The sequence below is a fragment of the Parendozoicomonas verongulae genome (genome assembly GCF_009711465.1).
GTDB lineage: Bacteria > Pseudomonadota > Gammaproteobacteria > Pseudomonadales > Endozoicomonadaceae > Sansalvadorimonas > Sansalvadorimonas verongulae.
Genome location: NZ_SMME01000770.1, coordinates 103 through 12960, shown reverse-complemented (window position 1 = coordinate 12960; position 12858 = coordinate 103). Strand labels below are relative to the sequence as shown.

At 51.1% G+C, this 12858-nt stretch carries 12 protein-coding genes; 6 read left to right on the top strand and 6 right to left on the bottom strand.

Going from position 1 to position 12858, the window contains the following annotated elements; genetic code table 11:
* Window positions 1-958, top strand: a 958-nt coding sequence (locus E1189_RS23750; RefSeq protein ID WP_196221256.1) for a hypothetical protein, incomplete at its 5' end; no start/stop codon positions are given.
* Here E1189_RS23750 and E1189_RS06135 read toward each other — a convergent pair.
* Both E1189_RS06135 and E1189_RS06130 read right to left on the bottom strand, forming a co-directional pair.
* Window positions 952-1722 (bottom strand): hypothetical protein, encoded by a 771-nt coding sequence (locus E1189_RS06135; RefSeq protein ID WP_155159161.1) that lies wholly within the window; start codon window positions 1720-1722, stop codon window positions 952-954. The genes E1189_RS23750 and E1189_RS06135 overlap by 7 nt on opposite strands.
* A gap of 75 nt (window positions 1723-1797) precedes the next feature.
* The gene (locus E1189_RS06130; RefSeq protein ID WP_155159160.1) at window positions 1798-3207 is read right to left on the bottom strand and encodes an MATE family efflux transporter; all 1410 of its coding nucleotides are present in this window, start codon (window positions 3205-3207) and stop codon (window positions 1798-1800) included.
* Window positions 3208-3388: 181 nt separating this feature from the next.
* On the opposite strand from E1189_RS06130, the gene E1189_RS06125 reads away from it, so the two are divergent.
* Window positions 3389-4840 (top strand): SLC13 family permease, encoded by a 1452-nt coding sequence (locus E1189_RS06125; protein WP_329601918.1) that lies wholly within the window; start codon window positions 3389-3391, stop codon window positions 4838-4840.
* On the opposite strand, the gene E1189_RS06120 is transcribed toward E1189_RS06125, so the two are convergent.
* Window positions 4837-5391 (bottom strand): elongation factor P hydroxylase, encoded by a 555-nt coding sequence (locus tag E1189_RS06120; RefSeq protein WP_155159158.1) that lies wholly within the window; start codon window positions 5389-5391, stop codon window positions 4837-4839. The two genes, E1189_RS06125 and E1189_RS06120, sit on opposite strands and share 4 nt — an antisense overlap.
* Before the next feature lie 92 nt (window positions 5392-5483).
* Between E1189_RS06120 and pdxB the strand changes: the two genes are divergently transcribed.
* Window positions 5484-6626 (top strand): 4-phosphoerythronate dehydrogenase PdxB, encoded by a 1143-nt coding sequence (gene pdxB / locus E1189_RS06115; protein ID WP_155159157.1) that lies wholly within the window; start codon window positions 5484-5486, stop codon window positions 6624-6626.
* A 92-nt stretch (window positions 6627-6718) separates the two neighbouring features.
* On the opposite strand, the gene htpX is transcribed toward pdxB, so the two are convergent.
* Window positions 6719-7588 (bottom strand): protease HtpX, encoded by an 870-nt coding sequence (gene htpX / locus E1189_RS06110; RefSeq protein WP_155159156.1) that lies wholly within the window; start codon window positions 7586-7588, stop codon window positions 6719-6721.
* Between the two features lie 106 nt (window positions 7589-7694).
* Window positions 7695-8939 (bottom strand): pyridoxal phosphate-dependent aminotransferase, encoded by a 1245-nt coding sequence (locus tag E1189_RS06105; protein ID WP_155159155.1) that lies wholly within the window; start codon window positions 8937-8939, stop codon window positions 7695-7697.
* A gap of 91 nt (window positions 8940-9030) precedes the next feature.
* Here E1189_RS06105 and msrB point away from each other — a divergent pair, with 91 nt between their 5' ends.
* Window positions 9031-9441, top strand: coding sequence for a peptide-methionine (R)-S-oxide reductase MsrB (msrB, locus tag E1189_RS06100; RefSeq protein WP_155159154.1), 411 nt, complete (start codon window positions 9031-9033; stop codon window positions 9439-9441).
* A gap of 6 nt (window positions 9442-9447) precedes the next feature.
* Here msrB and punR read toward each other — a convergent pair whose 3' ends face one another.
* Window positions 9448-10347 (bottom strand): DNA-binding transcriptional activator PunR, encoded by a 900-nt coding sequence (punR, locus tag E1189_RS06095; protein WP_155159153.1) that lies wholly within the window; start codon window positions 10345-10347, stop codon window positions 9448-9450.
* 134 nt (window positions 10348-10481) lie between these two features.
* Here punR and punC point away from each other — a divergent pair, with 134 nt between their 5' ends.
* Both punC and E1189_RS06085 read left to right on the top strand, forming a co-directional pair.
* On the top strand, window positions 10482-11693 hold the full coding sequence (gene punC, locus E1189_RS06090) for a purine nucleoside transporter PunC (protein WP_230460212.1): 1212 nt from the start codon (window positions 10482-10484) through the stop codon (window positions 11691-11693).
* Window positions 11694-11862: 169 nt separating this feature from the next.
* Window positions 11863-12792: a hypothetical protein gene (locus E1189_RS06085; RefSeq protein ID WP_155159152.1), complete on the top strand. Its 930-nt coding sequence runs from the start codon at window positions 11863-11865 to the stop codon at window positions 12790-12792.
* Window positions 12793-12858 lie beyond the last annotated feature (66 nt).

Here is a 12858-nt window from a genome sequence, read left to right as displayed (position 1 = left end):
AAGATTAATTCATGAATTGGATGGAGAAAAAGGGCGTCAGCTTTTCCAAAAAAATGCAGGGCGTCGAGAGTTTTTATTAATCAAAGCTCAATTGGTGCTTTGTAATATATTATTGAGCAGGAACAAACTGGGTGATATTCCAGCCCTGCTACAGCAGTGTCAAGAACGTTCACACTATCGTGGTATGGAGATGGTGGTAAACTCGGTCCAGGCTGCTCATGATTTGATTCTATATAGCCGACACGGTGAAAGCCATATTTCAAATGAAACCCTTACAAAACATCTTACCGAACTCGAGAAATCCGTTGAGAAAGGCTACAACGGTGGCAGGTATACTCTGGCACAGTTGCATATTGCTCTTGGTAATCGGCAAGGCGCTGAAGAGGTTTTGTCTCATGATGAAGCTATGGGGGTAAGAGTACAAAAACTGCGAGCCCTGAACCTTTTTAAAATGGAATCCTTTCAGGAAGCCTGTCAGATCTATCAGTTATTGGAAGGTCAGCCCCATCCTGGTATCTATTCAACGTTAGTTGATTACGCTGTTTGCATGAAGGAGTGGGGTAAAACAATGCCTGGGGAACCGGGTCGAGGGCTTTTTTACAGTGCTCTTTGTAAGTTTCAGCAAGGTATTGAGCAAGCTCCTCCAAAATGGGATGGCGGGTGGAATTGCATCGGACACTTTCTGAGTGAGTTAAACGAGGAACAGCTTGGTCACGCACAGTGCCGCAGGCAGCTTCCGTCACCTCTACACCTCTCTAATAGATGGAGTCAGGCTGCCAGTATGGCATTTAACATAGCCAACTCCATTGATCTACAACAGACCATTGATGACTATAAACGTTTACCAGCTCAGGATTTTGATAAATATACTCCGCTTATAAGGCATGACACACCCGGTTCCGGTTCCCATGGCAGGGTTATTAGCAGCCGCTGGCGCCGTTCTGATGTTAATCACTGATCCAGTAGCCTTGAAAATGCCGCCATGGCCTCCGGGTCACCCGCCTTGATCTTGTTGGCAATCACATGGTGGAAGAAGTATTTGAAGTTGCTGTTTTTTTGAACCGGATACAAACATTCATCCCCCGGTAGAACCGGAGTATTGTCAATTTTGTCTGTATCCGCAATCATTGCCTGAATAGAGCCATCATCCATCAGGCACCAGCTGGTGATTTGGGTGAGGGTAATGGTGTGAAAGCCATTGCCGGTCAGTACAGCATGGGTGCCGATATTATCCGGGATTTCCTGAATAATTTCTGGCTCGTCGTGTTTTGGGCTTCCGAGCCGCACCCTCTCTTCCACACTTTGGAAGTAGGTAACCGCACCTTCCAGCTCAACCACCTTGTGTACAGGTGGCTCGTAGAATAAACGCTCCAGTCGATTATCGTAATAACCTTCCCAGTGTCCGTTCAGAGGGTCTTTTAAATCCTGGGCGGGAACCAGTTTGCTTAACCATGGCACCATGGCATCCACCTTTCCATCCTGCCGCAATGCCCAGCAGAGAATTTTCATACTGAACATTTTGTCTTTATTAGCATCGTTGCTGTACAGCATTTCCAGCCCATCCAGTTCCGGTGCCAGGCGGACAATCCGATTCGTATTGTTATCCTTCACTTTCTTTTTGGTGAAGATATCAACCACATTATCCGGTTCGGTTTTGACTTCACTGACTGCGGAAATCGATTTTTTATTGTTGTCGTTTTTATCACTGAATCGATCAGACATGTCACATCCTTGTGAACAATACTGTAAAAACAAGACAGGAAATCCGTTTCCCTACTTTTTAATCTAGTTGTAAATTTAAGCGGCTGCCTCGAATGTCTCCGGTACAGTCATGGGTGTGTGTTTTTCTACCCGCCTGATAACAGTAATGAGTCGTACACCCAGGAAGATAGCTGCTGCGGTCAAACCACTGATCAGGCCAATCCAGAACCCGGCTGGCCCCATAGGTCTGGTAACAATGTCGGTGATGCCCAAAACATACCCCACAGGAATACCAATGCCCCAGTAAGCGATAGTCACCAGAAGCATCGGCCAGCGAGTGTCTCTAAAGCCTCGCAGGGAACCGGCTGCAGCTGCCTGCAATGCGTCTGAAAGTTGGTACACTGCTGCATAAACCAATAGCAGGCCAGCGCTGTGGGAAACGATGGGGTCTGTCGTATAAATACGGGTAATCGCATCAGGGAACGTCACGAGGCACAGAGCGGCAACGACCGCACACATTACAGCTAGAATCATGCCACTGACGGTGCGTAGTTTGGCTGTATCCAAACGTTCAGCGCCCAGAGCATGACCAACGCGTACAGTAATGGCGAAAGATATACTCAGGGGCACCATAAAGGTCAGTCCGGATACGTTCATGGCAATTTGATGGGACGCCACAGCGGTTGTGCCCAGCTGACCAATCAGCAGAGCAACACCAGCGAAAATACTGCCTTCTACAAAGATGGTTAAGCCGATAGGCAGGCCAAGGCCAAACAGGTTTTTGGCACGGGTCCAATCCAGAGAGAGCTGTTGCAAAGAGGGCAGCAGGCCTTTGTATTGACCGTTGAGTTTGAGGTAGCCAAACAACAGCAGAGACATCACCCAGTACACCAGGCTTGTCGCCCATCCACAGCCCACGGCACCCATGGCAGGCATGCCCAGCTTTCCGTAGATGAGAATGTAGTTCACAGGAATATTGGTCAGCAGCCCGGCAATACTGATAAACATCGGGGCACGGGTATCGCCCATACCTTCACACAAGCCATTCAGGGTGAGGTATGCGGCAATAGCGGGTACGCCAAAGGCCAGCGCGTGCATGTAGCCGGTTGCTGCGGGAATGATTTCCGGGGCAACGTTCATAAACCTCAGAACTCCCTCGGCTCCCAGCAGGTAGGCAATCAGTACAAGTGAAAATAGCAAGGCAATCCATAGAGCCTGGGCTATATCCAGCACAATTTCACCGTTATCTCCTGCACCTCTGTGGTGGGCAATGGTAGGAGGAAGTGCCATAAGAGTTCCACGCATCAGTAGCCGCACCGGTACCCAAAGGCTGGAGGCAATGGCAACAGAAGCAAGATCAACGGCGCTGGCCTGACCTGCCATAGCGGTATCCACAAAGTTCATTCCCTGCAGGGCCAGCTGGGAAATAATGATGGGCAGGGCAAGGGCCATCAGTTCCCGGGCTTCTTTAATAAAACGGGGGTAAAAGGATTTCAGCGTCATCATTTATTAAAAAATTATCTGCACGGCTACCCAGGTGAGAATAGAGGGGGTGAAATCAGGCGCCGCGTGATAGGCCTTTTCCCAGGCTGCGGGCATTCTATCGGGGACGCCAGACTGTGTCTTTCTGTACTTATGCGGAGAAGGGACGATACCTCTATACAGGGAATCCTATCGGAGCATCGGTGTGTCCTCAGCTTCAGAAGAAAAGAATCATAAACTCTGGCGTGTCGGCTTTGTCGCTGGTTGGGTCTGCTTACTCTTCCCCCTGTTTTTTGCGGCTCCGGAGGGAATGTCCGAAGTAGCCTGGCGCTGTGCAGGGCTAGCCTTGATGATGGCGGTGTGGTGGTCTCTGGAAATCATACCCATTGCCATCACCGCGCTCCTGCCTCTGGTTATGGGGCCACTGCTGGGGCTGGGCAAGCTGGATGTGGTGGCCGCTCCTTACGCGCACCCTGTGATCTTTCTGTACCTTGGCGGCTTTATGCTGGGGCTGGCGATGGAGCGCTGGGGCCTGCATCGCCGTATCGCCATTCATATTATGCTCAAAGTCGGCACCGGTGAGCAGAGGCTGGTGATTGGTTTTATGCTGGCCACTGCGCTGTTGAGCATGTGGGTAAGTAATACAGCGACGGCGGTGATGATGCTGCCTATCGGTGTGTCTGTGATTCATATGCTTCGGGAAGAAGGGCAGGGGCAGGGGGGCTTTTCCAGTGCTCTGCTGCTGGCGATTGCCTATGGCGCTTCCATTGGTGGTATGGCGACTTTAATAGGTACACCACCTAATGCGCTGATGGCGGCCTTTCTGGAGGAACAGTACGGTCTGAAAATCGGTTTTGCCCAATGGCTGATGATTGGCCTTCCTGTTTCCCTGTTAATGCTGGTATTTACTGGCTGGTGGCTGAGCCGGGGCGGCTATCAGCTGGCTTCCACCCAGAGTGATAAGGTGCAGCAGGAGCTGACTAACGAACTGAAAGAGCTGGGAGGCCTGAGTCGAGGTGAGCGTATGACGGCCGTAGTGTTTGTGCTGGCTGCACTCTCCTGGCTGTTTCGCCCATTATTGGCTGAGGTTCTTCCAGGTCTTCCTGTATCCGACACGCTGATTGCCGTTATGGCTGGTATCACGCTGTTCCTGCTGCCAGTGAATCTGCGCAAACTGGAATTTGTAATGAATTGGGGCACAATGAAAAAGCTGCCCTGGGACATTCTGCTGCTGTTTGGTGGAGGCTTGAGTATTGCTGCCATGATTCAGAAAAGCGGACTGGCAGGATGGACTGCGGGTCTGTTCTCTTCTATTCCCGGCGGGACAGAGTTACTGGCTGTGCTGCTGGTGGTCACGGTGATTATCTTTCTCACGGAGATCACCAGTAATGCTGCTACCACCGCAGCCTTCCTGCCTCCTCTGGGGGCTCTGGCCCTCTCCTTGGGAATCCCACCTGTGATGCTGGCCATTCCTGCCACATTGGCTGCCAGCTGTGCCTTTATGTTGCCGGTGGCGACGCCCCCGAATGCCATCGTGTTTGGTTCAGGGATGATCACCATCCGGCAGATGATGCGCAGTGGATTTGTGCTGAATCTGATGGGTATTGCCATTATTGGTCTGATGGCTCACCGGCTGGCGGGTTTTGCCCTGCACTAAAGCTGGGTCACATCCAGCTCGTCAGCTGTTGGGTGACGACCATTCCGAAAATAGTGGGCAAGAGCCCTGGCAAAGTGCTGGGGTCGCTCTGGCAATCCATGCTCTAAATAATCAATGGCCTTACGGTAAACATTCTCTTTGAATTGATCACTGGCACCCATGCCATTGTTCAGGTTATCGGCGCTGACTCGAAAGCGGCGGTTACAGCACAGGGTGAAAATCCATTCTATGGCCTGAGGTTCAACTTCAACGGTTTCAAACAGCATCTGCTGCTCGGCAGTGCGGCCATCGGGTTCGTACCAGTAGCCGTAATCCTCCAGAGTACGGCGGTGTTCTCCGGCAATGCACCAGTGGGCGATTTCGTGAAGAGCGCTGGCGAAATAATCTCTGGTGAAATAGATTCTGGCCGGTTCATCGCCCTGAGGTGGTGTATACAAAGGCTCGGTTGCATTGCCTGTGAGGATGGTGTTGTAATCGCTGTAGAAGCACTGGCGGAACAGGGGAATTAACGCTTCAGCCTGGTGGGATGCTGTAGATGGTGGGGTTGACATAAACGGGTGTACTGTCTCTTGAATGCTGGTATAACGGGCGCATTATAACATTCTGTTCTCAACTCTTTTACGTGGAGTAACCACTGCGTCTGATGAAAATCGTTGCCGACGAAAATATTCCCTTGTTAAACAGCTTTTTTGAAGGATTTGGAGAGATTGTGACACGCCCTGGCCGCACGATGAGTGCCGAGGATGTGCAAGATGCCGACTTGCTGCTGGTGCGTTCTGTTACAAAAGTGAATGAACAGTTGCTGGCGGGGAGCTCTGTGAAGTTTGTGGCAACAGCTACCAGTGGTACCGACCATGTGGATAAAGAGTGGCTGCGCAGCAACAATATCGGCTTTTCCTCTGCGGCAGGCTGCAACGCTGAGGCTGTAGTGGATTATGTGATGGCAGCGCTGGATACCCTGACCGAAGAGCAGGGTTTTCACCTTCAGGGCAAAACCGTGGGTATCGTTGGTCACGGTCAGGTGGGTAGCCGTCTTTACCAGCGTCTCACGGCTTTGGGTGTGAAATGTCTGAACTGTGACCCTTTCAAGGAAGCGCCTGATAATACTGGGATAGATGAGCTGGTGGAGAAGGTCGATATCCTTTCCCTCCACACCCCCTACACCCATAACTGCGAGCACCCCACATTTCACCTGTTAAATGATGAGCGCCTGCGCCGCTTCACGCAAAGCGCTGATAATGCCATTTTAGTGAATGCCGGCCGTGGCGAAGTTGTGGATAACAATGCTCTGAAAACGTTACTGAACGAAGGGCAGCCTCTTACCGCTGTGCTTGATGTCTGGGAAGGGGAACCGACGCTCGATCCTGAACTGCTCAACCTGGTCGCGATTGGTACCCCCCATATCGCCGGGTATACGCTGGATGGCAAAGTGCGTGGTACGGCGATGGTTTATCAGGCTGCCTGTGAATTTCTGGGGCGCGGTGAGCAAGTGCAGTATGACGAAGTGAATCCCGAGCCTTTACTCAAAGCCCTGACCATCGCCAGCGACAACCACATTGAGGCCACTTCCGCCACAGTGCGCATGGTTTACGATATCCGCCGGGATGATTTGCGGTTACGCAGAGCTGTAGCTCGTCACCCCAATAATATTGCGCGGGAATTTGACTGGCTGCGCCGTCATTATCCACGGCGCAGAGAGTTCAGTACCCTCTGCCTGAAACTTGAGAGATGTTCTCAGGATGTACGTGACTATCTGGCGGGTTATGGTTTCTCTATCCCGGTCTGATGCCTTAGCGAGGTGTACGACACGGAAACAGTACCAGAGTCGTGGTGCTGTTTCCGTATCGCTATCACTATGCGAAAGAAATGGTCGGGTACTTACAGGCTTTGCAGGTGGGCGATGCGCTTTTCCAGAGGAGGGTGGCTCAGGAACATTTCTGACATAGAACGCTTGCCGTTAATGCCAAAAGCCATCATTGAGCCTTCCAGTTGAGGCTCATGGCTTTGCTGCAGGCGACGCAGCGCTGCCACCATTTTTCCACGGCCAGCCAGATAAGCTCCGCCTTCATCAGCACGGAACTCTCGCTGTCGGGAGAACCACATCACGATAATGCTGGCGCCAATGCCCAGAATCGCTTCCAGCACAAACACCACCCCCATATAGGCAAACATACCGAGGCCACCTTCTTCATCATCTCCCCGCAGGAAGTTATCGATAAACATGGCAATGGCTCGGGCAATAAAGATCACGAATGTGTTGACTACGCCCTGAATCAGGGTAAGGGTTACCATATCGCCGTTGGCAATATGGGAAATTTCATGCCCGAGAACCGCTTCCGCTTCATCCTGGCTCATATTGCGAATCAAACCGGTACTCACAGCCACCAGAGCATTGTTCTTGCTGGCACCTGTGGCAAAGGCATTGATATCGGGGGAGTCGTACATGGCAACCTGAGGCATACCAATACCTGCAGCCTGCGCCTGGCGTGCGACGGTGTCCAGCAGCCACTGCTGGGTGCTGTTACGGGGCTGTTCAATCACTTGAGCGCCTGTGGAACGTAAGGCCATCCATTTGGATATAGCGAGGGAGATAAAAGACCCGCCGAAACCGAAAATCATGGCAAACACCAGTAGCCCGCCCATACCACGGGTGTTCAGACCCAGTATCGGCAAGACAATATTTGTCACAATTCCCAGTACCAGTACCACCGCAAGGTTGGTGGCCAAAAATAACGCAATTCGTTTCATAAGGAATAATTCTCCGCTGCTTCCCATTCCATAACGGCATTTATATGGCCTTGTCAGGACGTTTCAAGGGGAAAAATGTACCGAAATGTCACACCTGTAAACACTATCAGGGGCTGTTTAAAGGTGCGGCCTGATGCTTTCTCCGTAAACGATCCAGATAACGCCCGAACTTGTTTATGGCGTCTTCCAGCTCATCCACCCTTGGCAGGGTGACTATGCGAACATGGTCGTGGGTTGGCCAGTTAAAACCGGTGCCCTGCACAAGAAGGACTTTTTCCTGGCGCAGAAAGTCCAGCACCATCTGCTCATCGTCTTCTATAGGGTAGATTTTGGGGTCAAGCCTCGGGAAAAGATAAAGAGCACCCTTGGGCTTTACGCAGCTCACACCGGGAATAGATGTGAGCATGTCCCAGGCTTTGTCCCGCTGCTCCCTTAAACGCCCATTAGGGAGCACCAGATCGTTAATACTCTGATAACCACCCAGTGCCGTTTGAATCGCGTGTTGCGAGGGCACGTTGGAGCACAGCCGCATGCAAGCCAGCATCTGCAAACCGTCGTGGTAATCTTTAGCCAGATGCATGGCGCCACTCAGCACCATCCAGCCAGTGCGAAAACCTGCCGCGCGCCAGGATTTGGAGAGGCCGTTAAAGGTGACACAGAGAACATCTTTGGCCAGAGAACCCATGGCAACATGCTCGGCATCGTCGTAGAGAATCTTGTCGTAAATTTCGTCAGCAAAAATAATCAGCCCATGTTCACGGGCCAGCTCGACAATACCTTCCAGTATCTCCCGGGGATAAACAGCACCGGTCGGGTTGTTGGGGTTGATAACCACGATGCCGCGGGTTTTGCTGGTGATTTTACTGCGGATGTCATCCAGGTCGGGGTACCAGTCGGACTGCTCATCTTTTATATAATGTACCGGGCTGCCGCCGGACAGGGTGACAGCGGCTGTCCATAAGGGGTAGTCAGGAGCTGGAACCAGCATCTCATCGCCATTATTCAAAAGCCCCTGCATAGCCATCACAATCAGCTCGCTGACACCGTTGCCAATGTACACATCGTCGATGGTGACGTTTTCCACCTCACGCTGCTGGCAGTACTGCATCACAGCTTTGCGGGCAGAAAACAATCCCTTGGCATCGCAATATCCCTGGGAGGCGGGCAGGTTCAGGATCATATCCTGAATAATTTCCTCCGGTGCATCAAAACCGAAGGGGGCAGGGTTACCAATGTTCAGCTTGAGTATGCGCTGGCCTTCTTCTTCCAGGCGACGGGCTTCATGGAGGATAGGGCCGCGAATTTCGTAACATACATTCTGGAGCTTTCCTGACTTCTGAATATCCTGCATGGCTGGGCTCTGATTCTTATATTGCTTATGGCGGACAGTTAAAGGGAGTATATTACGAAACGACTTCTCAGTGGCATGGGAGCAAGAGGTTATGACAAAAAAACAGAAAATAACCCGTACAGATGAGCAATGGCGGGAAATTCTGACACCAGAGCAGTATCATGTGTGCCGGGAGAGTGGTACCGAAGCGCCTTTTTCAGGGGAGTTTCTCAACCATCAGGAAATCGGCACCTACCACTGCACGGGCTGTTCAGCTCCGCTGTTCCAGTCCGATGCCAAGTTTGAGAGCGGGTGTGGCTGGCCCAGTTATTGGGCACCGGTATCTAAAGAGGCGATTCTGTATCGGGAGGATGTCTCATCAGGCATGGTGCGCACCGAAATTCTGTGTGCCCGCTGTGAATCCCATCTGGGCCATGTGTTTCCCGATGGACCAGAGCCAACCGGCCTGCGGTATTGTGTGAATTCGGTATCCCTTGGCTTTGATAAGGAGCCTGAGACATAACCCATTTCAGCTAAGCCAGGCCTGATGGAGTTGCTCTGATGAGCCCAGGTAATCAACCATCCAGCGGATCAATTTGTGATTTTCATCTTTGCGCCATACAAGGCAACAATGACTTAATGGTTCGGGATCAGGCATGCGTCTCTCCACCAATATCTCGTTTTGCTGCAGGGGGGCTGCTATATGGCGGGGCAGGTATCCTACTCCCAGATTATTTTTCAAACACTCGATAGCCGTATACCAGTTGGGCAGAAGGAGCCGCCTCTGGTGAGGGTAATGACCGGAATGTCGTTTAGGCAGTACGCTGGACGTATCGTCAATACAGATGGCAGGAAAGCGACTGACAAACTCCTCTGTCAAAACGGACTCTTGTGCGCATGGATGCGCAGGTGACATAACGAATGACCAATCCAGTGTGCCCATTGCCTTTATTCCATAGTCGCCACCAACGGGAATCGAGGTCGTGGCTCCAATTACGATATCGGCACGATTCTGAGCGATAGCTTCCCAGGAGCCATTAAACACCTCCATATTGATTTGCAGTTCTGCGTAAGGGAATTCGTGGTAGAAATCCTCAACAAGCTGTTTCAGCTTTGTGAGGTTTACAACGTTATCCAGTGTCAGCTTCAAGGTTTTCTGCCAGCCATGTCCGGCTCGGCGGGTTTGTGCTTTTAACTCCTCCATCTGCCTTAAAAGTGTTCTGGCTTGTGCAATGAAGACTTCACCGGCGGGTGTCATTTCAACTTTCCGTGGCAGCCGCCGGAACAGCACCACATTCAGCTCCCGTTCGATTTGCCGTACACCGTAGCTGATGGCAGAGGGAACCTTATGCAGAATGTTGGCAGCAGCTGTGAAACTGCCATAGCGTGCCACAGCATCAAGCATCTCCAGAGACGACTGGGAGAACATGCTGTTTACCCTTTAAATAATTTGATCGATAACTACTGATTTTATCATTTCTATTGCCGGTGAGCGAAACATACAATGCCTGAATATCAGGTATGTCAGTGAATGCCTGATCGTGAAAAATAGGATGAAATAGATTGATTGATGAAGTGAAAAAAGTGCCGGGGCGAGAAATTGTCTACCTGGCTACCCTGTCTATGCTCGGCTTTATTGCCACAGATATGTATTTGCCTGCCTTTAAGGCTATGGAGGTGGACTTTGCCACAGGGCCTGAGCAGATTGCGCTTTCTTTGACCGTATTCCTTGTAGGGCTGGCCCTGGGGCAGTTGATGTGGGGAGTGGTGTCCGACAAGTTTGGCCATCGAAATACCCTTGCAGTGGGTTTGATTATTTTCGCTCTCGCCTCTTTCGGGCTCAGTGTGAGTGATGATGCATGGGAGCTGCTGGTGTTGCGCTTTGTGCAGGCGATTGGTGTCTGTGCTCCAGCTGTTATCTGGCAGGCGATTGTCATTCGTCGCTACGCCAGTATGAGCCAGCAAATTTTCGCAACGATTATGCCCCTTGTGGCTTTATCCCCTGCCATTGCTCCTCAAATCGGTGTGTTTTTAACAGACCATTTCGGGTGGCGCAGCATCTTTGTCGTGCTGACCATTGTGGGGGGGCTGCTTGTGATGGCCACAATGGCCCGTGAAAAGGATGTTACCCAACACCAGCAAGGCCGCGTGCTGGGCGATATCAAATCCTTATTTGGCTCCAGGGCTTATATGGGCAATGTGATTATGTTTGCCTGTTGCTCGGCAGCGTTCTTCGCTTACCTGACGGGTGTGTCAGAAATCATGGCGAATCTGGGCTATCAATCGAAAGATATTGGCCTCAGTTTTATCCCTCAGACAATAGCGTTTATGGTGGGCGGCTATCTCGGGAAAGTCTACGTGCGCAAATTTGGTGATGAACTGATGTTGAGAGTGCTGATTACTTTGTTCAGTACCGCAGCGATCATCCTGTTCATTGCTTCGCAGTGTCACCTGACGTCTATCTGGCCGACTCTGGCACCATTTTGTCTGTTAGCACTGGCTAACGGTGCGATTTATCCGATAGTGGTGAATCGAGCTCTCACAAGTGCACAGAATAGCCCGGCGACTGCCGTTGGTTTGCAGAACAGCCTTCAAATCTGCATAAGCAGCCTTGCAAGTGCACTGGTCGCCGTTATGGCCAGCCAGGCACAGTCCGTAACAGGCATCGCAATAGTACTGAGTATGGGAGGGGTGTGGCTGGGCTACATGATACAAAGCCCTGGGTTTCGCTGGTTTTGGGTTGCGCCTGATGTCGCACGTTTAAAACGTTCATAAAAACTCCGGCAGCAACACGTGCAGTGATGCTGCCATACCGTAACGTTTCAGACAGCCCTGTTTGTGCTCCTGCCTTATCTTGAACTTTTATTCCCTCGTCACTGTCCATGCAGAATATTGTTTTAACTAGCACATCCTGACATAGCTATTATAAAGGGCTATTTAGAATATGGACTTAACCCCAAACTATGGGAAAGGCAGTCATTACTGGCAGCCACCTACCCCTCAAAGGCAACAGTATCCAAGTAGATATGTACCTGAAGTTTCCAGTGCACAAGGTTATCAAGCCCGAAGTTATACTGGTCACTATGGGCGCTTCCAGCTTCCACAACGTCGCTCCCGGCATTACCCGGCTCAATCTTATATACCGAAAAATCACGACATAGATGAAGCCTTCCATCTTCTAAAAAACAACCCTCAAAGAGCATTAGACAAAATAGAGACGCTATTAACAAAATACGAGGGAGACTCGCATCAATATGCTCGTGTTGTGCAATTAAAGGCCAGATCTTTGTTTCTTCTTGAGAATTTTGATGGGTGTATTGATTACATCAATACCCTGCCAGAGGATTTGCAAAATAACAAACGATTGATAATGGCAAAAGGCAGAGCTTTACAGGCGAGAGGTCATTTCACTGAAGCTTTACCACTTTTTCAGCACCTTTATGAAAAATATTCAACCTCCTTCATTGATGAAAAAACCAATGGGCTGGCACTGGGCCGACAGCTCCAGCTCATGGGGGGCACGGACAACCTGAACGCGGCTCGAGACATCTTCACCCGGCTGCGCACCCGGGCGGCCGAGGGACAGGGAAACACCCCTTGTGAAGACAGGGAAATCGAATTGGCTCTGGGTATACTACTCAAGCTCATGGGGGGTATGGACAACCAAAAAATAGCTCTGGATATCCTTACCCGGCTGCGTACCCGGGCAGCCGGTCAGGCGAATACCCCCTGTGAGGACAAGGAGATCGAACTGGCTCTGGGCAGACACCTCCAGGCTATGGGGGGCACGAATCAACTGAAAATGGCTCTGGACATCCTTCATCCGGCTGCGCACCCGAGCGGCCGGGGGGCAGGAAAACACCCCCTGCAATGACAAAGATATCGAACTGGCTCTGGGTAGACATTTCCAGATTATGGGGAGTGTGGATAACTTGAGAAG

Excerpts from the sequence above, each read along its gene's own strand:
- E1189_RS06135 (WP_155159161.1), bottom strand. The coding sequence starts at position 1,722 with ATGTCTGATCGATTCAGTGATAAAAACGACAACAATAAAAAATCGATT.
- E1189_RS06130 (WP_155159160.1), bottom strand. The coding sequence starts at position 3,207 with ATGATGACGCTGAAATCCTTTTACCCCCGTTTTATTAAAGAAGCCCGG.
- E1189_RS06120 (WP_155159158.1), bottom strand. The coding sequence starts at position 5,391 with ATGTCAACCCCACCATCTACAGCATCCCACCAGGCTGAAGCGTTAATT.
- pdxB (WP_155159157.1), top strand. The coding sequence starts at position 5,484 with ATGAAAATCGTTGCCGACGAAAATATTCCCTTGTTAAACAGCTTTTTT.
- htpX (WP_155159156.1), bottom strand. The coding sequence starts at position 7,588 with ATGAAACGAATTGCGTTATTTTTGGCCACCAACCTTGCGGTGGTACTG.
- E1189_RS06105 (WP_155159155.1), bottom strand. The coding sequence starts at position 8,939 with ATGCAGGATATTCAGAAGTCAGGAAAGCTCCAGAATGTATGTTACGAA.
- msrB (WP_155159154.1), top strand. The coding sequence starts at position 9,031 with ATGACAAAAAAACAGAAAATAACCCGTACAGATGAGCAATGGCGGGAA.
- punR (WP_155159153.1), bottom strand. The coding sequence starts at position 10,347 with ATGTTCTCCCAGTCGTCTCTGGAGATGCTTGATGCTGTGGCACGCTAT.
- E1189_RS06085 (WP_155159152.1), top strand. The coding sequence starts at position 11,863 with ATGGACTTAACCCCAAACTATGGGAAAGGCAGTCATTACTGGCAGCCA.